General features: G+C 63.1%; 17 protein-coding genes. 9 read left to right on the top strand and 8 right to left on the bottom strand.

The window, feature by feature from the left end; genetic code table 11:
* Positions 1 to 2: 2 nt before the first annotated feature.
* The gene (locus ACZ25R_RS01335) at positions 3 to 887 is read left to right on the top strand and encodes a 2-hydroxy-3-oxopropionate reductase (RefSeq protein ID WP_346305692.1); all 885 of its coding nucleotides are present in this window, start codon (positions 3 to 5) and stop codon (positions 885 to 887) included.
* A gap of 33 nt (positions 888 to 920) precedes the next feature.
* A complete protein-coding gene (locus ACZ25R_RS01340) occupies positions 921 to 2,198 on the top strand; it encodes a glycerate kinase type-2 family protein (protein WP_472459757.1) in 1,278 nt (425 codons plus the stop codon).
* Here ACZ25R_RS01340 and ACZ25R_RS01345 read toward each other — a convergent pair.
* Together ACZ25R_RS01345 and ACZ25R_RS01350 are read right to left on the bottom strand one after the other, a co-directional pair.
* Positions 2,195 to 2,362, bottom strand: coding sequence for a DUF1127 domain-containing protein (locus ACZ25R_RS01345; RefSeq protein ID WP_464664400.1), 168 nt, complete (start codon positions 2,360 to 2,362; stop codon positions 2,195 to 2,197). The genes ACZ25R_RS01340 and ACZ25R_RS01345 overlap by 4 nt on opposite strands.
* Before the next feature lie 130 nt (positions 2,363 to 2,492).
* The gene (locus ACZ25R_RS01350) at positions 2,493 to 2,945 is read right to left on the bottom strand and encodes an Lrp/AsnC family transcriptional regulator (protein ID WP_223615429.1); all 453 of its coding nucleotides are present in this window, start codon (positions 2,943 to 2,945) and stop codon (positions 2,493 to 2,495) included.
* 123 nt (positions 2,946 to 3,068) lie between these two features.
* Here ACZ25R_RS01350 and ACZ25R_RS01355 point away from each other — a divergent pair, with 123 nt between their 5' ends.
* Both ACZ25R_RS01355 and ACZ25R_RS01360 read left to right on the top strand, forming a co-directional pair.
* Positions 3,069 to 6,122: an aminotransferase class III-fold pyridoxal phosphate-dependent enzyme gene (locus ACZ25R_RS01355; protein WP_472459758.1), complete on the top strand. Its 3,054-nt coding sequence runs from the start codon at positions 3,069 to 3,071 to the stop codon at positions 6,120 to 6,122.
* A gap of 85 nt (positions 6,123 to 6,207) precedes the next feature.
* A complete protein-coding gene (locus ACZ25R_RS01360; protein ID WP_464664398.1) occupies positions 6,208 to 7,224 on the top strand; it encodes an amino acid ABC transporter substrate-binding protein in 1,017 nt (338 codons plus the stop codon).
* Between the two features lie 55 nt (positions 7,225 to 7,279).
* Here the strand turns inward: ACZ25R_RS01360 and ACZ25R_RS01365 are convergent, their stop codons facing one another.
* From ACZ25R_RS01365 to ACZ25R_RS01385, 5 genes are all read right to left on the bottom strand, one after another.
* On the bottom strand, positions 7,280 to 8,827 hold the full coding sequence (locus ACZ25R_RS01365) for a DHA2 family efflux MFS transporter permease subunit (RefSeq protein ID WP_223615426.1): 1,548 nt from the start codon (positions 8,825 to 8,827) through the stop codon (positions 7,280 to 7,282).
* Positions 8,820 to 10,040 (bottom strand): HlyD family secretion protein, encoded by a 1,221-nt coding sequence (locus ACZ25R_RS01370; RefSeq protein WP_472459759.1) that lies wholly within the window; start codon positions 10,038 to 10,040, stop codon positions 8,820 to 8,822. The genes ACZ25R_RS01365 and ACZ25R_RS01370 overlap by 8 nt, the downstream gene beginning before the upstream one ends.
* Positions 10,033 to 10,497, bottom strand: coding sequence for a MarR family winged helix-turn-helix transcriptional regulator (locus ACZ25R_RS01375; protein WP_105735155.1), 465 nt, complete (start codon positions 10,495 to 10,497; stop codon positions 10,033 to 10,035). The genes ACZ25R_RS01370 and ACZ25R_RS01375 overlap by 8 nt, the downstream gene beginning before the upstream one ends.
* A 172-nt stretch (positions 10,498 to 10,669) precedes the next feature.
* Positions 10,670 to 11,524 (bottom strand): ferredoxin--NADP reductase, encoded by an 855-nt coding sequence (locus ACZ25R_RS01380; RefSeq protein WP_223615424.1) that lies wholly within the window; start codon positions 11,522 to 11,524, stop codon positions 10,670 to 10,672.
* Between the two features lie 250 nt (positions 11,525 to 11,774).
* Positions 11,775 to 12,761, bottom strand: coding sequence for an aldo/keto reductase (locus tag ACZ25R_RS01385; protein WP_472459760.1), 987 nt, complete (start codon positions 12,759 to 12,761; stop codon positions 11,775 to 11,777).
* Positions 12,762 to 12,938: 177 nt separating this feature from the next.
* Here ACZ25R_RS01385 and ACZ25R_RS01390 point away from each other — a divergent pair, with 177 nt between their 5' ends.
* The 3 genes from ACZ25R_RS01390 to ACZ25R_RS01400 are packed head-to-tail and all read left to right on the top strand — an operon-like array spanning position 12,939 to position 15,576.
* Positions 12,939 to 13,799 carry an ABC transporter substrate-binding protein gene (locus ACZ25R_RS01390; RefSeq protein ID WP_472459761.1) on the top strand — a complete coding sequence of 287 codons (861 nt, stop codon included), beginning with the start codon at positions 12,939 to 12,941 and terminating at the stop codon, positions 13,797 to 13,799.
* Entirely contained in the window at positions 13,796 to 14,791 is a 996-nt protein-coding gene (locus ACZ25R_RS01395; protein ID WP_472459762.1) for a FecCD family ABC transporter permease, read from the top strand. The genes ACZ25R_RS01390 and ACZ25R_RS01395 overlap by 4 nt, the downstream gene beginning before the upstream one ends.
* Positions 14,788 to 15,576: an ABC transporter ATP-binding protein gene (locus tag ACZ25R_RS01400; protein ID WP_472459763.1), complete on the top strand. Its 789-nt coding sequence runs from the start codon at positions 14,788 to 14,790 to the stop codon at positions 15,574 to 15,576. The genes ACZ25R_RS01395 and ACZ25R_RS01400 overlap by 4 nt, the downstream gene beginning before the upstream one ends.
* Here the strand turns inward: ACZ25R_RS01400 and ACZ25R_RS01405 are convergent.
* Positions 15,573 to 17,837, bottom strand: a complete 2,265-nt coding sequence (locus ACZ25R_RS01405; RefSeq protein WP_472459764.1) for a mechanosensitive ion channel domain-containing protein — start codon at positions 17,835 to 17,837, stop codon at positions 15,573 to 15,575. The two genes, ACZ25R_RS01400 and ACZ25R_RS01405, sit on opposite strands and share 4 nt — an antisense overlap.
* A 207-nt stretch (positions 17,838 to 18,044) precedes the next feature.
* Between ACZ25R_RS01405 and ACZ25R_RS01410 the strand changes: the two genes are divergently transcribed.
* Together ACZ25R_RS01410 and ACZ25R_RS01415 are read left to right on the top strand one after the other, a co-directional pair.
* Positions 18,045 to 19,289: an efflux RND transporter periplasmic adaptor subunit gene (locus ACZ25R_RS01410; protein ID WP_472459765.1), complete on the top strand. Its 1,245-nt coding sequence runs from the start codon at positions 18,045 to 18,047 to the stop codon at positions 19,287 to 19,289.
* A complete protein-coding gene (locus ACZ25R_RS01415; RefSeq protein WP_472459766.1) occupies positions 19,286 to 22,411 on the top strand; it encodes an efflux RND transporter permease subunit in 3,126 nt (1,041 codons plus the stop codon). Before ACZ25R_RS01410 ends, ACZ25R_RS01415 begins: the two co-directional genes overlap by 4 nt.
* The last annotated feature ends 1 nt before the right edge of the window (position 22,412 follow it).

Here is a 22,412-nt window from a genome sequence, read left to right on the forward strand (position 1 = left end):
ACATGGCTGACATAGGTTTCATCGGACTGGGCATCATGGGCACGCCCATGGCACGTCACCTGCAGGATGCGGGGCATGACGTCTACACCTCGAAATTCTTCATCGAGCCGCGCCCTGAACTGGTCGAGAACGGCCTGAAGATCGTTGAAAGCCCCAAGGCTCTCGCCGAAAAGACGGATATCATCATCCTGATGCTGCCGGATACGCCCGAGGTCAAGGACGTGCTCTTTGGCGAAAACGGCGTGGTCTTCGGCTTGAAGCCGGGCAAGCTCGTCATCGACATGAGCTCGATCTCGCCGATTGAAACGAAGGAATTCGCCAAAAGGGTTCGCGAGACGGGCAGCGAATATATCGATGCGCCGGTATCCGGCGGCGAGGTGGGCGCCAAGAACGCCACGCTCAGCATCATGGCGGGCGGCGAGCAAAGCGCCTTCGATCGGGCCCTGCCGCTGTTCAAGCTGATGGGCAAGAACATCACGCTCGTCGGCGATTGCGGCGACGGCCAGGTGACCAAGGTTGCCAACCAGATCATCGTTGCCCTGACCATCGAAGCCATTTCGGAAGCGCTGGTGCTGGCGTCGAAGGCGGGTGCCGATCCGGCGCGGGTGCGCGAGGCCCTGATGGGCGGCTTTGCCTCCTCGCGCATTCTCGAACTGCATGGCGAGCGGATGATCAAGCGGACATTCGAACCGGGTTTCCGCATTTCGCTGCACCAGAAGGATCTCAACCTTGCCTTGCAGAGCGCCAAGACGCTGGGCGTCTCGCTGCCCAACACGGCATCGACGCAGGAACTGTTCAACAGCTGCGCGGCGAACGGCGACAGCGGTCTCGACCACTCCGGACTGGTGAAGGCGCTGGAGCGCATCGCCAACCACGCGGTCGCCTGAGTTCGACAGACAAGGCCATGGGGGCGGACAATAATGACATCGAAAACCGCCCCCAGGGCATTGCTGACATCCCTGTTTGACGCCGCCGTGGCGGCGGCGCAGGCCGGGCGCACCGTTGCCGCCAACCTGCCGGACCGCCCGAAAGGGCGCACTATCGTCATCGGTGCCGGCAAGGGCTCGGCCCAGATGGCGCGCGCTTTCGAACAGGCCTGGAATGGCCCGCTGCAAGGGGTTGTCGTCACCCGCTACGGTTTCGGCGTGCCATGCGAGCGGATCGAGATTATCGAGGCGGCGCATCCGGTGCCCGATGCGGCGGGTCTGAAGGCAACGGCAAGACTGTTTGACGCGGTTGCCGATCTGACGGAGGACGATCTTGTGGTGGCGCTGATATCGGGCGGCGGTTCCGCGCTGTTACCGGCACCGCCGGAAGGCATGACACTCGATGACGAGATTGCGGTCAACAAGGCATTGCTGGCATCCGGCGCGCCCATCGCCGCGATGAACACGGTGCGCAAGCACCTTTCAACCGTCAAGGGCGGACGGCTGGCCGCCGCCGCCTTTCCGGCGCGGGTCGTCACGCTCGTGATATCCGATATTCCCGGCGACAACCCGGCTCTGGTTGCATCGGGTCCGACCGTGCCGGATGACGCGTCGCTCGACGATGCACGGGCGATCGTGCGCCAGTACAATCTTGCATTGCCGTCCGCGGCCTTGCGGCATCTGTCGCTGGATGCGGCCCGCGCACCCAATCCCGGCGATCCCGGTTTTGCCCGCAACACGGTCCGCATCATCGCTTCGGCGGCGGTCTCGCTCGACGCGGCCGCAGCGGAGGCGCGGCGTCAGGGCGTCGACGCCGTCATCCTGTCCGATGCCATCGAGGGCGAGGCGCGGGAGGTGGCGCATGTGCATGCCGCGCTTGCCCGCGAAGTTTTGACCAGAAACCGGCCGTTCACGGCGCCGGTGGTTCTCCTGTCCGGGGGAGAAACCACGGTCACCGTGCGCGGGAAGGGCAAGGGCGGGCGCAACACGGAGTTTCTTCTGTCCTTCGCGCTTGGCATTGCCGGGGCCGGGGGCATCTCGGCGCTGGCCGCCGATACGGACGGCATCGATGGTTCGGAGGATAATGCCGGGGCCTTTGCCGATGGTAGCACCGCCGCGCGGCTGGCGGGTCTTGGGAGGGACGCGCGCAGCCTGTTGAATGCCAATGATGCGTGGTCGGCGTTCGATGCTCTCGGTGATCTGTTCGTGCCGGGCCCGACGGGCACCAATGTCAATGATTTCCGGGCCATTTATATCGATGGCAGTAGCTAGTTTCTTTCGCGTTGGCTGCCCGAATAGGAGCGGACGGGAATGCCAAGGACATGGATCAGCGGATCGATGCCGAGGTCGGCCAGCTGATCCAGCGGCAGGGTGTTGAGTTCGGCAATGGTGCGGCGCGCATTGCGCCAGGCAATATAGTTGCGGTAAATGTTCATTTTCATACCTCGTCTTTGTTCGTCAAATAGACCTGTGAACACGACGGAGTATGCGCGGTCCGGTCAAAACCCGGTATCCCGTTTGGCCGAAGAGATTGCCTGATCCTCCGAGAGTGCGGCCGGCCGGCGGTTATTCTCCCGCGTCGCCGCCCATCCGGTCGATGTCGCGGCGCAGGATAATGGATGTGGTGACGTCATCCACTTCCTCCAGCAGCGCCACGGTGTTGCGGATCGTGTTGAGATGATTCATCGACGGCACCTCGACCTCGACAATCAGATCGAGCTGCCCGCTGACCGAGGAAACGCGCCGGACTTCCGGACGGGCCGCAAGCTGGTCCAGCACGCCGAGCGCCGGGGTGCGCACCAGGCTGATCAGCAGGAAGGCGCAGATCACCCCCTCGTTCAGTTGTCCGATATCGGCCCGGTAGCCGCGGATGACCCCCGACCGTTCGAGAAAAAGAATGCGCTCGCTGGTTGCGCTGCGCGACAGACCGATCTTTCCCGCGAGCGTCTTCAGCGGAATCTTGGCATCGCGCGACAGGATGCTCAGAATGTTCCGGTCCTTTTCATCGAGTTCCTTCATTGCCCTCTTCTCTTCCCCCGACCAAATGCCGGTTCAGGCCGTCCTTCTGACGGTCAAACCGGCGGATTAACGGATGCCCCATTTTGAGGCCCGTGCCAAGCTCTGGCGAAAAGGAGTTGATGCATGATCAATCTGTCCCATCCGGCACCGGCATTTTCGAATGCGGAAGCGCTCGCCATCGCCAAGGAGCATTTTGGCGTCGAGGGCCGGATCAGTTCCTTGGCCAGTGAACGCGACCAGAATTTCCGGATCGATGCATCGGATGGCTCCATCTGGATTCTCAAGGCCGTCAATTCCAGCGAGCCGAAGGATCAGAGCGATTTCCAGACGGCGCTGCTGCATCATCTCGAAGCAAACGCATCCGATCTGCCGGTGCCAAGACTGCGCCATTCGCTGGACGGGCAGGTACTGGTGCAGGTTCAATCCTCGACCGGCGAACGGCATTGCATCCGCATGGTGTCGTGGCAGGACGGCGATCCCCTGGCCGAACGCGAACGCACGCCGGCGGTCCTGCAAAGCCTCGGTGGGATGCTTGGACGGCTGGACAGGGCCATGCAGGGCTTCATGCACCCCGGCGCGCTCAGGACATTCGACTGGGACATGCGGGCGGCGGGCCTGTCGCGCCAGCGCCTGAAATATATCGACAATGCCGAGGATCGTGCGCTGCTCGGCCGCTTCCTCGACCGGTTCGAGGCGCGGGTGGCGCCGTGCCTGCCTCGTTTACGCGCCGCCGTCATCCACAATGACGCCAATGACTGGAACGTGCTGGTCGACGCGGACAATCCGGGGAAAATTGCCGGCCTGATCGATTTCGGCGACGCGCTGCACAGCGTGCTGATCGCGGAAGTGGCGGTGGCCTGCGCCTATTCCATTCTCGATCTCGACGATCCCATCGGGGCGGCAGTCGCCATCGTTGCGGGTTTCCATGCGGAATATCCCCTGCAGGAACAGGAGCTGGACCTGCTGTTCGACCTGATCGCCATGCGGCTCGTCACCAGCGTCACGCTGTCGGCGCAGCGCAAGGACAAGACGGATGACAATCCCTATCTCGCCATCAGCGAGGCGCCCGCATGGGCATTGCTGCGGCGCCTCGATGCGATCAATCCGGGCTTTGCCACGGCGATTTTCCGCCATGCCTGCGGATATGATGCATCTGCGGGTGCCAAGGCGGTTGCCGGCTGGATCAAGCGCAACAACCGGACCTTTGCTCCCGTTCTCGCGCAGCATCCGGCCACCGCGGCCAAGGCGCTGGTTCCCTATGGCGATCCCGAAAATGCCATGACCGTCTGGTCCGCGGCGCAGCAGCCGGACAAGGCAACCGCATGGTGGGATGCCTATTGCGCGGAAAACGGTATTGCGCTTGGCATCGGGCCGTGGGGCGAGGAACGTTCCGTCTATACCGGTGTGATGTTCGAATCGCGTTTCATTGCCGGCGAGCGGCGCACCCGGCATCTCGGCCTTGACCTCTTCATGGCGGCAGGCACGAAGCTGTTCACCCCCATTGCGGCAACTGTCGCAGAAGTCGTCATCGAGCCCGATCCGCTCGGCTATGGCTGCCTCGTCAAGCTCGAGCATGCGCCGGACGGCTGCCCGCCCTTTGCAACGCTGTGGGGGCATCTTGCGCATGAGGCCCTGACGCGGCTGCGTCCGGGCGACGTGCTTCAAGCGGGCGATCTCGTCGGCCAAATGGGCGCGCCGGCAGAAAATGGCGGCTGGGCACCGCATCTGCACCTGCAATTGTCGGTCGATACATCCCTGTCGGCAACCGCCATTCTTGGCGTCGGCGAAGCGCGCTATCTCCCGGTCTGGGGCGAACTCTTCCCGGACCCGGCCAATTTCATCGGCCTGCCGCGCGAGACATTCCAGCAGACGGGGCGCAGCCGGGAGGCCATTGTTGCCGCGCGCCGTACGTCGCTCCTGCCCAATCTGTCGATCTCCTATGCGGAGCCGATCAAGTTCGTGCGCGGCGAGGGTGTCTGGCTGATCGACGATCGCGGCCGGGCCTATCTCGACTGTTTCAACAATGTCTGTCATCTCGGCCATGCTCATCCGGATGTGGTGAGGGCTCTGTCATGGCAGGCGGGCCTGCTCAACACCAACACGCGTTATCTGCACGACAACATCGTCACCTATGCGGAGCGGCTGACCGCGACACTGCCCGGTGACCTCGCGGTCGCGACCTTTGCCTGTTCGGGCAGCGAGGCCAACAGCCTGATGCTGCGGATGATGCGGGCGCATACGGGACGCGAGGAGGCGATTGTGCTCGATTGGGCCTATCACGGCACGACGCAGGAACTGATCGAGCTCAGCCCCTACAAATACAAGCGTCGAGGCGGCAAGGGCCGCGAGCCGCATGTCTATGAGGCCGCCATTCCCGATCCTTACCGCGCGCCGTCCGACTGGCCGCAGGCGGAGATCGCCAGCCGCTATGCGCAAAGCGTTGCCGAACAGATCGAGTTGATGCGCAAGGCCGGAAAAGCGCCGGGCCTGTTCCTTGCCGAGTCCATTCCCAGCGTTGCCGGTCAGGTGTTCCTGCCGGATGGTTACCTCAAAGAGGTCTACGCGATGGTGCGTGCCGCCGGCGGCATCTGTGCGGCGGATGAAGTGCAGGTTGGTTTCGGCCGCGTCGGCAGCCATTGGTGGGCGTTCGAGACGCAAGGCGTCGTGCCCGACATCGTCACCATGGGCAAGCCCATCGGCAACGGCCATCCCATGGCGGCGGTGGTGACGACGCGCGAGATCGCGGCTTCCTTCAACAATGGCATGGAATATTTCAACACGTTCGGCGGCAATCCCGTTTCCTGTGCCGTGGGCCTTGCGGTGCTCGACGTGATCGAGCGCGACAATCTGCGGCAGAACGCGCTGGACACAGGCAATTACCTGCTGCAGCGCTTCGAGGAGATGAAGGCCCGCCATGCCGTCATCGGCGATGTGCGCGGACAGGGCCTGTTTCTCGGCATCGAGCTGGTGACGGACCGCAGGACCAAACATCCGGCCACGGAGATCGCCCGCGCCATCAACAACGGTGCCAGGGAACGCGGTGTCCTGATGGGAACGGAAGGACCGCACGACAACATCCTGAAGCTGCGCCCGCCGATGATTTTCAGCCGGGTGAATGCGGATTATCTGATCGACGTGTTGGAGGACACGTTCACGGCCGTCCTGGCGAACCAGTGATCCAAACACCGAAGAACGAACGAACCGCCGGGCAGCTGTCCGGCGGACGGGAAAGATTTATTCAATCACAATGAGGGAGAACATCATGAAACGGACTGCACTTCTGGCCCTGCTGCTGGCATCGGCAGCCTTTACCGCCACCCCCGCCAAGGCCGACACGCTGTCGGTGATCAAGGAACGCGGCCGCGTCAATTGCGGCGTCAGCCAGGGCGTCCTCGGCTTTTCCAATGCGGACAGCACGGGCAAATGGACCGGCTTCGACGTCGATTTCTGCCATGCGGTTTCCGCGGCAATCTTCGGCGACCCGGACAAGGTCAACTTCATTCCGCTTTCCACCAAGGACCGGTTCACCGCACTGCAGTCCGGCGAAGCCGATCTGTTGTCGCGCCAGACCACATGGACCCTTTCACGCGACACCACCATGGGCCTCAAATTCGTCGGCACCGCCTATTATGACGGGCAGGGCTTCATGGTGAAGAAGTCGCTGGGCGTGAAGAGCGCAAAGGAGCTCTCCGGCGCCTCGCTGTGCACGGAGACCGGCACGACGACGGAACTCAATGTCGCCGATTATTTCAAGGCGAACAACATCACCTACGAGATCGTCTCGTTCGAGCGCCCGGATGAAACCATTGTCGCGCTGAACAACGGCCGCTGCGATGTCTACACGACGGATGCCTCCGCACTCTACGCGCAAAGGCTGACCCTGTCCGACCCCGAGGGGTTCATGGTACTGCCCGAGATCATTTCCAAGGAGCCGCTGGGACCGGCCGTGCGCCAGGGCGATGACCGCTGGTTCAACATCGTCCGCTGGACGCTGTTCTCGATGATCGAGGCGGAAGAGCTGGGCATTACCAGGGAGAACATCGCCAAGCAGATGGAATCCGGCAATCCGTCGATCAAGCGCTTTCTGGGCGCCGAGGGGGATACGGGTGCGCCGCTGGGCCTCGACAAGGGCTGGATCTACAACATCGTGTCGACAACCGGCAATTACGGCGAGATGTTCGACCGCAATCTCGGCAAGGGCAGTCCTTTGAAGATCGACCGGGGCATCAACGCCCTGTGGAATGCCGGCGGCCTGATGTATGCGCCGCCAGCGCGGTAAGACGCGGTTACCATGATAAAAGGGCGGGCGGTCCGATGGACTGCCCGCCCTTGTTTCATTCCATCACCGCATGTTCCGGCGGCGCTGCGCTGGGTGCCGGTTTGCGCAGCAGGAACACCAGCGGGATAGCCGCCAGCGACATCAGCATCAGCAGCTTGAAATCGTCCATATAGGCGATGATCGTGGCCTGCAGGGTGATGATGCCGTCAAGCGAAGCGCGGCCCGCCGCCTTCAGCGGGTCGAGATGCTGCATCACGGCAGGCGCATTGAAGGCGTGGTTGAACGGCGTGACATAGGCGGCGATCGAGGCGTGGTTGGTCTGCACATTCTCGGTGATCAGCGCCGTGACGATGGAAATGCCGACGCTGGAACCGATGTTGCGCGAGAGATTGTACAGGCCCGTGCCTTCGCCGCGCATGCTGGCGGGCAGGGTGGCAAAGGCAATCGTCGTCAGCGGCACGAACAGGAAGCCGAGGCCCGCACCCTGGATGAAGCCCACCGAAACGATGGTCCACTGCGATACGTCAGGCGTCCAGCCGGTCATGTCGTACATGGCCCAGGCGGTGAGCCCGAGGCCGAGCACCAGGAGGAAGCGCGTATCGACCTTGCCGATGAGACGGCCGACGATGAACATGCACACCATCGTGCCGACACCGCGCGGGCCCATGACGATACCCGCCGTGGTGACGGGATAGCCCATGAGGGTCTGCAGATACGGCGTCATCAGGGCGAGCGAGGCGAGATAGGTCACGCCGACGATGAAGATGAAGAACATGCTGACGGCAAAGTTCCGGTCGAGAAACAGCCTTGGATTGACGAAGGACCGTTCGGCCGTGAAGGTGTGGCTGAGGAACAGGTAGAACGCGCTGACGCAGACCAGCGCTTCCAGCTGGATTTCGCCGGAAGAAAACCAGTCGAGCTGTTCGCCGCGGTCGAGAAAAAGCTGAAGGGCGGCGATGGCGAGGCTGAGCGTGCCGAAGCCGAACCAGTCCAGCTTGGCCTTGAGTTCGCGCCCGGTTTCGGTGACGAAGGCAACGATGCCGGCAAAGGCGAGAAGGCCGATGGGAACGTTGATGTAGAACACCCAGCGCCAGCTGATATTGTCGGTCAGCCAGCCGCCGATGACGGGGCCGAGCACGGGACCAACCATGACGGAAACGCCGAACAGCGCCATGGCCGAGCCGCGCTCCTCGACGGAATAGATGTCGAGAAGGATGCCTTGCGACAGGGGGACGAGCGAGGCGCCGAACAGGCCCTGCAACAGCCGGAAAGCCACGATCTGCGGCAGCGACTGGGCAATGCCGCACAGCACCGACGCCACGACGAACCCGGCGATGGCGGTGAGCAGCACGCGCTTGCGGCCGAAGCGGGCGGCGAGAAAGCCCGAAGGCGGCGTCATGATGGCGGCAGCAACGATGTAGGAGGTCAGGACCCAGTTGATCTGGTCGGCGCTCGCCGCAACGCTGCCCTGGATGTAGGGCAGCGCCACGTTGGCGATGGTCGTATCGAGCGCCTGCATGATCACGGCAAGAATGACACAGGCCGTGATCGCGCCGCGATTGGCAACCGGTGCGGTGCCCGGCAGTGCGACGGTGCTAGACATGATCCTTGCTGCCCAGGAGCGATTGCACGAACTGCGGCAGGCCGCGTGCATGGCCGGTATCCACCTCGGCCGTCACGCTCATGCCGACGCGCAGGGGCGGTTTGCCTGCCATGTCGTTTATGCTGACGAGCATGGGGATGCGCTGCACAACCTTAACCCAATTGCCGGTTGTATTCTGTGCGGGCAGCAGCGAGAAGCTCGAGCCGGAGGCCGGGCTGATGCTGGCAACCGTGCCCTTCCATTCGACGCCCGGATAGGTGTCGACGGTCACGGTCACCGGTTGGCCGGGCTTCACATAGGTCAGCTCGGTTTCCTTGGGGCTGGCGGCGACCCACATATGGGTTGTCGAAACCAGGCTGAAACCGGCCTGCGAGGCCTGAAGATAGGCGCCGACCTGCAGCGAACTGACATTGGTCACGATCCCATCGAAGGGCGCGCGCACGGTGGTCGCGTCAAAATCGTGCTGGGCCTTGTCGACGGTTGCCTTTGCGGCGAGATAGGACGGGTTCTGCTCGACGGGCTGGTCGGCATTGTTGCCCAACTGGGCGAGCGTGGTGGCAGCCTGTGCCCTGGCGACATCGACCTTCTGCTGCGCGGCATCGAGATCATGCTTGGCCTGATCGTAGGTGGCTTTGGAGACGGCGGCGGTGTTGGTCAGGTCCGCCTGGCGCTGCAGGGTTTTCTGGTAGAAGGGAATGTCGGATTCCGCCTGGGCGATTTCCGCCAGCGTCTGCTTGTAGCTCGCCTGCAGGTTGAGGATCTGGTTGCGAACGGTGCCGAGCTGCGCCTGCGCACCCTCAAGAGCGATGCGGTAGACGTCGGGATTGATGCGGAACAGGATCTGTCCCTGCTTGACGACCTCGTTGTCATGCACGTCGATGGCGCTGACCAGCCCCGATATATCGGTGGAAACGCCGACCATGTCCGCCTGCACATAGGCGTTGTCGGTGGACATGACCTGCCCGCCGGTGACGTAGAAATAGCCGCCGACCACGAGGGCAAGCGGCAGCGCGGCGAAGAGCACGGGACGCAGACGGTTGCGGCGGGTTTTCGGCGGCGTGATATCGGGCAGCGGCACCGGTTCGTTGACGCGGGCGGCAACGGGTGTTTCGCCGGGTGCATCGGTCTTTTCCAGAACAGGCGCGGCGTGCCCCGGTGCGGCGGGGTGATCGGTATTGGCGGGAATGCGGGAGTTGGGAGATCCGTCAGCCATGGTGTGTCTTCCTGTCATCGACCGGTGTCTGACAGGCATCGATCAAATTGGACTTCATAAGGGTTAGAGTGCGGATGAGATGTTCGCGGTCTTCCGCCGGCACATTTTCGAGGGCTTCGGACCGGGTGACTTCGCCGATGACGCGCATATCCGCCAGATGCGGCCGCGCTTCATCGCGCAGGAACAGCAGCCAGATGCGGCGGTCGGTCGGGTGCCGGCGCCGCTCGATCAGGTTGCGCTCCTGCAGCTTGTCGAGGATGCGCACCAGCGTGATCGGCTCGATTTCGAGGATTTCCGCCAGGCCAGCCTGATGAATCCCCTCATTCTTGGACAGATAGGCCAGCGTCTGCCACTGCGACCGGGTCAGGCCGAGGCATTTCGCCCGTTGTTCAAACCGCTTGCGCAGCAACCGCGCAACATCGTGCAGCAGAAAGCCAAGAGTGGGTGTGTCGTCCATGATGTGGGGTTTTGAAACTCATAAGGGTGCTTATAACATTCACACATATAGCATGTGGACTCATGTTTTAGAAGAGACAAGGTGTCACAAGTCAGTGAGGCAAGACGCATAGCAAAATGCCCGGCCTCAAGGAGACCGGGCACGATATTCCAGATGTTTCTGCAGGCAGGTTTTAGCCGACGAAAGCCCGCTCGACCACATAGGTCGCCGGTTTGTTGTTGGCGCCCTCGACCAGGCCAAAGGATTCCAGAATGGCCTTGGTGTCGTGGATCATGTGCATCGAGCCGCAGATCATGCCGCGGTCGGTTTCGGGATCGAGCGGCGGCAGGCCGAGATCGCTGAACAGCTTGCCGCTCTGCATCAGGTCGGTGATGCGGCCCATATGGGTGAACGGTTCGCGCGTGGTCGTCGTGTAGAGCCGCAGGCTGTCGGCGGCGAATTCACCGATCAGCGGGTCATCCTTGATGCCCTCGACCATTTCGGTGATGTATTTCAGCTCGGCGATATCCCGGCAGGTCTGGATCAGGATGACCTCTTCGAACTTTTCATAGGTCTCGGGGTCGCGGATCAGGCTGGCGAAGGGGGCGACGCCGGTTCCCGTCGACAGCATGTAGAGCCGCTTGCCGGGAAGAAGCGCATCGAGAACCAGCGTTCCCGTCGACTTCTTGCGCAGGAGGACCGTATCGCCGCGCTTGATCTTCTGCAGATGCTCGGTCAGCGGGCCGTTGTCGACCTTGATCGAGAAGAATTCGATTTCTTCGTCCCAGGACGGGCTGGCGATGGAATAGGCGCGATAGACAGGCTTTTCCGCATTGGGCAGGCCGATCATGACGAATTCGCCGGAACGGAAGCGGAAGCTCGTGGGCCGCGTGATACGGAAACGGAACAGGCGATCGGTATAGTGGCGCACCTCGGTGACCGTTTCCGCGAACACATTGTCGGGAATCGCAAATGCAACCGGTGCCGAAAGGTCATCCGTTGCATGAATAGGTGCCGCCGTGACGGTCGCTGACGAAGATGCAGTCATCCCTGGGTCTCTCGCTCAATACTTCGTGTCAACACATGAAAGAGAGCCGGGCGTTGCTCCATTCATTGCCTGATTTCCGGCCGCCGCATACGCCAGCCGGGCGCGCTGAACGCAGTCAGCGAGCCCTTATGTAATCAGATGAGCGGAATATGCAATGGCTGATATTGCAAGGCAGATCAGCAAATTAGCGGTTGCTGCCACCCGATGAAACCCATGCCGATACTAATCCGGAGCGATCTTTTAGAAGAATTTAGCGAAGGACGAAACGTTCGCAGTCGGTGTATACAGATTCCGGGACTTTCGTGGATAAAATTTCCAGATTGCGGGTCAGGCTCGAGGGCTTGGCGGTGCCGATCAAAACATTCGCCACGAACGGTTCGCGGAACGGAAACTGGATGGCGGCGGCTGCCAGGGGCACATTTTCGGCCTCCGCGATGGCCTGCATGGCGCGGACGCGCTCGAGAATATCCGGGGATGCCGGACCATAATCAAAATGCGCGCCGGGGACGGGACCCGTCGCCAGAATGCCGGAATTGAACACGCCGCCAATGACGAGGGAGGTGTTCTGCGCCCGGCAGACATCCAGCAGGCCGCGTTCGGCCGCGCGGTCGAGCAGGGAATAGCGTCCGGCGAGAAGAATGCAGTCGAGCGGATGCCGGGCCAGCACATCGAGGCAGACCTCGACTTCGTTCACCCCCAGCCCATAGGCGGCAATCGCCCCGGCCGACTTGAGTTCGTCCAGCGCCTTCAGCCCGCTGCCGAGCAGCTGGTCCATATAGACGGCGTTTTGTCCGGCACCATGGGTGTAGGCACCGATATCGTGGATGTAGAGGATATCGATCCGGTTCAGGCCGAGGCGCGCCAGGCTGAATTCGAAGGAACGCATGATGCCGTCATAGCTGTAGTCATAGTCGACGGCGAAGGGCAGGGGATTGACGTAGGAATGATCGGGGACCTGATCCTCCGGCACCGGGCGCATGAGGCGGCCGACCTTTGTCGAAAGCACGTAGCTGTCACGCGGCTTGTCGCGCAGGAAGTCGCCGGTCCGGCGCTCCGACAGGCCGAAACCGTAAAACGGCGCCGTGTCGAAATAGCGTATGCCGGCATCCCATGCGGTCTGCAGGGTTTCCATAGCGGCGTCGCGCGTGCATTCACGATACAGCCCGCCAATCGCCGCCCCGCCGAAGCCGATTTCAGTGACGGCCAGCGGCGTTTTACCAATCTTGCGAATGTCCAATTGTCTCTCCCGGAATCTGTCCCATGGTGGAAGCGGCAAAACGGGATGTCAACCGGTCAGACGATGGATATGCCGCAGGAATGACTATACGCCGGACGATATTGATGGCAGCTATAGGCAGGTCGCCGCATGCCGCCAAGGTTTCGGCTGTATGAGGGGCAAGGGGAGTTTGCGGGCGTGAGCAGGGGATACAGACGGGCTGCCGGCGCAGGCGCGGCGTGGTTGGCATCCGCCATTGCGCTGCTTGCCACGGTCGATTCCGCTTCGGCCGAAGCACCGGGGCGTGTCGTCTCCATGAACCTTTGCACCGATCAGCTGGCGATGCTGCTGGCATCGGGCGGGCAGCTCGTTTCCGTGTCCTATCTCGCCGGGGACGCGACCGTATCGGTTCTGGCCGGGGAGGCGGGGGCGTTTGCGCTCAATCATGGTCAGGCGGAAGAGATATTCCTGATGCAGCCGGATCTCGTCCTGACCAGCACCTACACCACGCGGGCCACGACCGATATTCTCAAGCGACTGGGATTTCGCGTCGAGGAATTCCCGCCGGAATCTTCCTTCGACGATATCCGCGCCAATGTGCGGCGGATGGGTGCCTTGCTCGGGCGCGAAGCCAGGGCGGAAGAACTGCTGGGCGCGATGGACACAGCCCTGGCAAGCGTTCCGGCACACGGCGCCGATGCGCCCACCGTCGCGCTCTATTATGCCAACCAGATCACCTCGGGCCGCAACACCCTGGCCGGTGAGGTCGTCAACCGGGCGGGGCTGATCAATATGGGCGAAAAGCTCGGCCTCGACGGCACGCAAAAACTGTCACTCGAACAACTGGTCATGGCCAAGCCGGACCTGATTGCCACCCACAACGCCTATCCGGCGCCCGCCCTTGCCTATGACGCGCAGCTCCATCCGGCGTTTCGGGCGGCGCTGCAGGGGCGGCAGCCCGTCGATATCCCCGACAAGTACTGGATATGCGGCGGACCGTTCACGGCAGAGGCCGTCAAGCTGCTGTCGGATGCGGCACGGCGGGAGGGCTCCAGATGAAGGATCATTACCGCCTTCTCCTGTCCGGGCTTGCGCTGTTGACCCTTGTCCTGTTCGTGCTGTCGCTGCTCGCCGGTCCGGCCGCACTGGGCATTTCGGACAGTATCCGCGCCCTGCTGACGGGACAGGGCGATGCCATCGTCATCGTCATGCGGGAAATACGGCTGCCGCGCGCGCTGCTCGGCCTTATGATCGGGGCGACCCTCGGACTCTCCGGCGCGGTGCTGCAGGGCTATCTGCGCAATCCGCTGGCGGAACCGGGCCTTCTCGGGGTGAGCGCGTCGGCATCGCTCGGCGCGGTGATCGCCATCTATACCGGCCTGTCCCTGGCTTTCCCGCTTGCCCTGCCGCTGATGGCGCTGGCAGGCGCCGTTCTCGCGGTCTTCCTGGTGCAGGCGCTGGCCGGCCGCGGCGCGGGTACGCTGACCATCATTCTCGCCGGTGTCGCGGTCTCGAGCTTTGCCGGGGCGATGACCACGCTGGCGCTGAACCTGTCGCCCAACCCGTTTGCCGCGATGGAGATCGTCTACTGGATGCTGGGATCCCTCACGGACCGCTCCATGCTGCATGTGCAGCTTGCCGCTCCGTTCATCCTTGCGGGCTGGGCGCTGCTGTTCAGCCTCGGCCGCGCGCTCGACGCCCTGACTTTGGGCCCCGATGCTGCCGCCAGCATGGGCATCAACATCCGGAGGGTGCAGTTCTTCGCCATTCTGGGCACGGCCGCATCCGTCGGGGCGGCCACCGCCGTTGCCGGTGCCATCGGCTTCGTCGGCCTGATCGTGCCGCATGTGCTGCGGCCGCTGGTGGGTGCCCGGCCGTCGCGCCTGCTGCCGGCCAGCACGCTTGGCGGCGCATCGATGCTGCTGGCAGCCGATATCCTCGTGCGCCTGATCGCGCCGGGCCGGGATTTGAAGCTCGGCGTGCTGACGGCCATGATCGGCGCGCCCTTCTTCCTCTGGCTGGTGTTCCGCACGCGGAGGACGCTGATATGACCATCCTCAGCCTGTCCCATGTCCATGCGTCGCTCGGTTCCAGGGCTGTCCTGCACGATGTATCGCTTGACGTTCGCGCCGGTGAATTTGTCGGGCTGATCGGCCCGAACGGTGCGGGCAAGTCGACCCTTCTGCGGAGCATCCTCGGCCTGGTGCCGTCGAGCGGCGACATCGGCATTGCCGGAAAACCGGCGAGGCGGATGAACATCGGGGAGCGGGCAAGGCACGCCGCCTATCTGCCGCAGGACCGCGAAATCGCCTGGGCCGTGTCGGTGGAACATCTCGTCTCGCTCGGCCGCACGCCCTACCGCCGCGGGTTTTCCCGGCCGAGCGCGCATGACGCGGCACTGGTCGAACAGGCGATGCAGCGGATGGATGTTCAGCAGCTGCGCCATCGTTCGGCTCTCGACCTTTCCGGCGGCGAGCGGGCGCGGGTGCTGATCGCCCGTGCCCTGGCGCAGGATGCGGCGCTCCTGCTTGCGGACGAACCGGCGGCGGGGCTCGATCCGGCACATCAGATCGGCCTGATGCAGTCGCTCGCCGATCTGGCCGGCAAGGGCTCGGCTGTGGTTGCATCCCTGCACGACCTCGGCCTTGCCGCGCACTGGTGCAGCCGGCTGGTTCTCATCCACGCAGGCAGGATCGTCGCCGACGGCAGGCCCGCGGAGGTGCTGACGGCCGATCACATGCGCCGGATCTATGGTGTCGAGGCCTATCTGCAGGCGACGGAGCAGGGGCTGATCGTCCAGCCTGTCGCGCTTGCCGGCGCGCCGGAGTGGCTCTAGCCCGGCTTGGCCGCCTGCGTCGACGCGAGTTCGGCGGCCTTCTCCAGGGCGATCTGGGTTGCCGCACCGGCACCGGCCGTATCGTTGGTCCCCGAGCGCACGGTCACCGCATTGGATGCCAGCAGGAGCCCGGCTTCGCGGAAGGCCACGAGCAGCCGCTTCATCGCCTCACGCTGGATAAGCGACGGGTTGCCCGGTTTGGCGGTGAATTTGAGCCGGACGATCATCGAATTCTCGGTGATGTCCTGAATGCCCTGGAATTTCAGCGGAACCAGAAATTCCGGGCCGAATTCCGGATCCTCGAGCATGTCCTGGCCGACCTTCTTGACCGTCTTGCGGATCTTTTCCGGATCGGTGTCGCGGTCGAAACGCAGCTCGAACTTGATCGTGCTCCAGTCCCGGCTGTAATTCGTCACCGACTGGATCTGTCCGAAGGGGATGGTGTGCACCGGGCCGTTCTGATGGCGCAGCTGCAGGGAGCGCAGCGTGATGCGCTCGACGGTGCCCTTGAGCTTGCCGGTGTCGATATATTCACCCGTGCGGAATGCATCGTCGGCAATGAAGAATATGCCCGAGACCACATCCTTCACCAACGTTTGCGAGCCGAAGGAAATGGCCAGCCCGAGAACGCCGAAGCCGGCAAGCAGCGGTCCGATATCCATGCCGAGGGATGAAAGCACCACGAGCGCGGTGATCGCAACGATGGCGCCAAAGGCGAGATCGCGCACCAGTGGCAGGATTGTCGAGAGGCGTCCGGCGGCGGTGCGCGTTGGACCGTCCGTGTCCTCCTGTCCCGGCAGCAGCGGCCGCGAGGAGGGAGAGAGGGCGGTGAAATAGTGCCGCAGGAAACTCCAGATGGCCCAGCCGACGACCACGGCAACGCTGATCCGCAGCAGGCCGGTGATGAGCGACAGCGCCATGGCGTAGGCGCTGTCCATGTAGCTGGTCCACAGACGGATAATGAGGAAGAGACCGAGAAGCCAGATGCCCCCGGTCGCCAGCGTCTGGATGGCCGCGATGAAAGCCTGCGCCAGCGGCGGCAGGGGCATGTCATCCTTGTGCCGCTCCTGCATGGCCGCAATCAGCGCATGCATGCCAAGGGCGATGATGGGTATCAGCAGGACGATGACCTGGGTTGCGCCCGCTGCTTCCCCCCAATGGGCGCGCTGCGGAGCACTGGCTGCCATGCAGCCGACAATCCAGATCAGGATGGCAACAAAGGACAGGAATGCCGGAAGCGCGCTTGCGATCACCTGCCGGGTCATGCTCGGTGCCGGTCCGGCAAAGACCGCAGTGATGTCCCTGCGCCCGCCAATGAACCACCAGAGCTTCAGAACGGTAACCACGGTCGCTGCAATCAGGAACCAGCCTTCAGTGACGCCGCGGCTGACACCGCTTTCCAGGGACAGGCGGACGAGTTGGCCGACCAGGGCGCCGGTGAGGCCATAGGCAACCAGCATGCGGAAGTGCCATTGCGGATTGTTGATGGGCAGGAGCCTTGCCTGGGGATCGCCGGGCGAGAGGAACAGCCGTCCGACCGCCGCATAGACCAGGGTCAGCGCCGCGGCGTGCAGCAGCCTCAACGTCAGGGTAGAAGCCATCGGCGCGTCGGCCGTCAGGACGTTGATGACGATGTGTCCGACGGCAATGAAGGCGCAAATGCCGGCAATGTCGCGCACCGTGCGGGCAAGCGAGCCGCGGGCGCGATGGACGAGATCGGCATCCTCGCCGAGCGGGCGGACGATCAGCGCCGTGCCAAGCCGGAAGACGATCCAGCCCGCGGCGGCGGCGGCAAGCAGCGCACCCAGCGTGACGAGGGTAACCTGACCCCAGTCGCCGCCCTGGCTTTGCAGCCCCTTGTCCATCATGAAGGGCAGTTCGACGATGTGGCCGATGCCCGTGAGCCCGACGGAGAGACCGGTGCCGAATGAATCCAGCGCATTCTCGGCCAGAGCTTCGGCCTGATCGAGCGGGCTATCGCCCGGCTGCGCGGCGGGCAAGGCCTTGGCTTTTGCCGGTGCGGGCGCCGGTGCCGGATCCTCCCAACGCACGACAACGTTGCGGCCGCTGGCATAGGCGGCCCGCAGCGTGTTGTTGATGTCGGCTTCGCTCTGGCCCCGCTGCAGCACGATGGTGACGGTTTCCGGCGCCGCGGTCTGGGCGCAAGCGGTTGTGGCCGCTGCGAAAACGCCGGGAAGTGCCGTGCACAGACACAGAAGGACCACTCGCATTGCCGATGGAATGTTCAGGTGTGTCAGCATCGCGGTCCCCTTCGTTCTCCTGATAGGAGTACGCGCATTGCTTGGTCGGCTTCAAGTGCTGATTGCATTGCCTGATCCGGGCGATTGCCGCCCTGTGCATTGCAGCAAACATGACAAAATGGTCATTCGACAAGATGCCGGGAAGGTGAGAGAGTCCATAGCCGATACATTGTTGGCTAACGGGCGGTGCCCTGGAGGTAGCGTGCAGTGAAACGTCTGGGTCTTTTGATCGCGTTCGTTGTATTGGCCGGACTCGGCTACATCTTTCTCTCTCCCCATCTGAACGCGCCGCCTGCCGGCAAGGGGCCGACGACGGTTGCCGCGACAGCGCAGGCTGCAGGGTCCGGCAAGGGGCGGTCTGCCGCCGTTCCATCGATTGTTGCCGCCACGGCTAAGACCGAAGACGTGCCCATCACCAAGACGGTTGTCGGCAATATCGAGCCGATCAACACGGTTATCATCCGGCCGCAAGCCGACGGCATGGTGATGGCGGCCAATGTCAAGGACGGGCAGATGGTCAAGGCCGGGGACGTGCTTTTTCAACTGGATGACCGGACGATCCGAGCGACGATCGAGAAGGACAAGGCGGCACTGGCCAAGGACCAGGCCAATCTCGATTCCGCCAACCAGGACCTGATCGCGGCGCAGGCCCTGTCAAGCCAGAAAATCAATACCCAGCAGCAGACCTATCAGGCGCTTGCCGTCGTCAATGCGTTGAAAGCGTCGATCGCCATGGATACGGCGCAGATCCAGGCCGACGAGGTCCTCCTCTCCTACATGACCATCAAGGCACCCATCGATGGCCGTGTCGGTGTGGTCAACACATCCGTCGGCAATTTCGTGCGCACCGCGGACACCGGCGGCGGTCTTTTGACCATCACGCGCATGGCACCGCTGCGGGTGTCGTTTACGGTGGCGGAAAGCGATCTGCCGACATTGCGCGATGCGATGAAGGAACGTCAGCTCGACGTTCTGGTCAAGGTTCCCGGCAGCAAGGAAGTGATTGCGTCAGGCCCGCTCAACTTTGTCGATTCCAGCGTCGACACGGCCTCCGGGACGATTGTCCTGAAGGCGGATGTGGCCAATGATGACGGCGCGCTGTGGCCCGGCCAGTATATCAACGCAACGGTCGAAATCGGCACGCACAAGGACGCCGTGACCGTACCGCTGATCGCCATTCAGCAGGGCAATGACGGGACATTCGCCTTTGTCGTCGGCCCCGACAAGAAGGTGATCAAGCAGGCGGTGACCGTGGTTGAAACGGTCGGCGATACCGCCGTTACCACCGCGGGCCTGAAATCCGGCGACCATGTGGTCATCGACGGGCAGCTGCATCTGCAGGACGGGTCGAGCGTCATTGAAACGGTGGCCGATGTGGACAATGCGGCGCCCGCACTGTCGGCCGCCGATGCGGTTGCGCCGGATCCGATCAAGACGGACACGGTGCAATGAACATCTCCGCCATATTCATCCGACGGCCCATCGCAACAATCCTCCTCTCCGTCGCGCTGGCCGCATCGGGCCTGTTTGCCTATCAGTTCCTCCCTGTGGCCGCCCTGCCGCAGGTCGATTTCCCCGTCATATCGGTTTCCGCCCAGCTGCCGGGTGCCGCCCCCGACACCATGGCCAATGCCGTGGCAACGCCGCTGATCAAGCAGTTCGCCACGATACCTTCCGTTTCGACGATCAGCGCCACCAGCACGCAGGGGCAGACCCGCGTCACCATCGAATTCGAGCTCGACAGGAACATCGATCAGGCCGCCGCCGATGTCCAAGCAGCCATCGCGCGGACGCTGCGGCAGCTGCCGGCGAACATGACGACGCCGCCGAGCTACCGCAAGACCAATCCCGCCGATGCTCCCATTCTGCTGATCGCGCTGCAAAGCGATATGGCGCAATTGTCGAAGCTCGACGATTATGCCGAGCAGGTCATCTCGCCCTCCCTGTCGACCGTGGATGGCGTCGGCGAGGTCCAGGTGTTCGGCGCCAAGCAGTTCGCCGTGCGCATCGAGGTCGATCCCAATGCGATGAAGGCACGCGGCATCGGCATCGATGAACTGACGAGTGCCGTGGCCGACAACAATTCGATCGCGCCGGTGGGAACGCTCACCAGCCCCACCCAGCAGATGGCGATCGAGGCCGACACGCAGTCGAAGAATGCTGACACATTCCGCCAGATTCTGATCGCATCGCCCAATGGCAAGCCGGTGCGCCTGGGCGACGTGGCGCGGGTGGTGGATTCCGTTGCCAATACCCAGACCGAGAGCCGCTATGACGGCAAGAAGGCGCTGGTGCTGGCCGTCTTCCGCCAGCCCGGCGCCAATACGGTCGATGTGGTGGACCGCGTGCGGACCATGCTGCCGAAATTCGCCGAAGAGCTCGGCGCGTCCACCAGCCTGAACGTGCTCAACGATCGCTCGACATCGATCCGGCAGGCCGTATCGGATGTGCAATTTACGCTCATCCTGATCATCGCGCTGGTCGTGATGGTGATCTTTGTGTTCCTGCGGCGGATCGCAGCCACGCTTATCCCGACGATTGCCGTGCCGCTGTCGCTGATCGCCACGCTGGGCGTGATGTATGTGTTCGGCTTTTCCATCGACAATATCTCGCTGCTGGGTCTGACGCTTTCCGTCGGGCTGGTGGTGGACGATGCCATCGTCATGCTGGAGAACATATCCCGGCATATCGAGGAGGGCATGCCGCCGCGCGAGGCGGCGCTCAAGGGCAGCGAGGAAATCGGTTTCACCATCGTGTCCATCACCGCGTCGCTCGTGGCAGTCTTCATCCCCGTCCTGCTGATGGGCGGCGTGGTCGGGCGCATCTTCAACGAATTTGCCGTCGTGGTGACCGTGGCGATCGTGGCGTCGGCGCTGATATCGCTGACCTTGACCCCGATGCTGTGCAGCCACATGCCGGCCATTCCGCATGACGATGGAAAGGGCCGCAAGCCGCTGACGGAGCGGGTTTTCGATGCGGTCCTTGGCGGCTACCGCTGGATGCTCGATGTCTGCCTGCGCTTCCGTATCGTTGTCTTCGGAATCTTTCTTCTGACGGTTGTTGCAACGCTTTATCTCTTCTCGTCCATCGACAAGGGCTTTCTGCCGACCGAGGATATCGGCCAGCTTTCCATCTCGACCGAAGCGCGGCAGGACATTTCATTCGATGCCATGGTGGCGCTGCAGAAGCAGGTGGCCGATGTCCTGAGGAGCAAGCCCTATGTGGCGCATGTGGCGTCGACCATCGGCGGCGGCTTCAATTCATCGAGCCTCAACCAGGGCAGTTTCTTCGTTGAGCTCAAACCCAAATCCCAGCGCCTGGCGCTCGACCCGCTGCTGACGGACCTGCGCCAGTCGCTGGCCAAGGTGCCCGGCATCAACAGCTATCCCATCGCCATCCAGAACCTGCGCATCGGCAGCACGTCGTCGCGCGCGCAGTACCAGTTCGTGCTGCAGGGCATCAATGCCGACGATCTCTATCCATGGTCGCAGAAATTCCTGCTGGCGCTGCAGCAGGACCGGCAATATTTTGCCGATGTGACCAGCGACCTGCAGAACAATGCGCTGCAGGCCAATCTGGTGATCGATGCGGACAAGGCGCGGCTCCTCGGCATTTCATCGACGCAGCTGCGCAATTCGCTCTATTACGCCTTTGGGACCAATCAGGCCTCGACCATCTTTTCCACCGGCGACAGCTACGAGGTGATCCTCGAGCTCGATCCGTCCATCCCCTGGACGACCGACAAGCTCGACCAGATGCAGATCCGCTCGACGACGACCAACAAGCTCATCCCGCTGTCTTCCTTCGCCCATGTGGAGCGGCGTGCCGGACTGCTGGCTGTCAGCCAGTTGAGCCAGCTGCCGGCGGTGACCATCTCCTTCAACCTGCCGCAGGGCATTGCATTGGGCAGGGCGGTGGAAGAAATCAACAAGATCAAGGCGGAACTGAATGTTCCCGACTCGATTTCCTCGACATTCACCGGCACCGCCAAAGTGTTCCAGCAGGCGCTGTCCAATCAGGGCCTGCTGATCGGCGCGGCGATCCTGACGATCTATATCGTGCTCGGCATTCTCTATGAGAGCTTCATCCATCCGCTGACCATCCTGACCGGCCTGCCGGCGGCGGCCGCCGGGGCGCTGGCGACGCTGCAACTGTTCGGCTTTGACCTCAGCGTGATCGCCATCATCGGCATGCTGATGCTGATCGGCATCGTCAAGAAGAACGCCATCATGATGGTCGACTTTGCCCTTGTCCGGCAGCGGGCGGGTGACACGCCGCACGACGCGATCCGCGAAGCCTGTCTGGTGCGGTTCCGGCCGATCATGATGACGACGCTCGCCGCGCTGATGGGAACCCTGCCGATTGCCATCGGTGCGGGTGCCAGTTCGGAATTGCGCCAGCCGCTTGGCGTGGCCGTGGTCGGCGGCCTGTTCGCCTCGCAAATCCTCACGCTGTTCATCACGCCGGTGATCTTCCTCTACATGGAAGACATGTCGCGCGGATCGACGCAGCTGTGGCGCAGGGTCTTCGGCAAACGCGGCACAGGTGCGGCGGCGCCGCACGCGGCGGAGTAGG

The organism is Phyllobacterium sp. RCAM01083 (assembly GCF_055685835.1).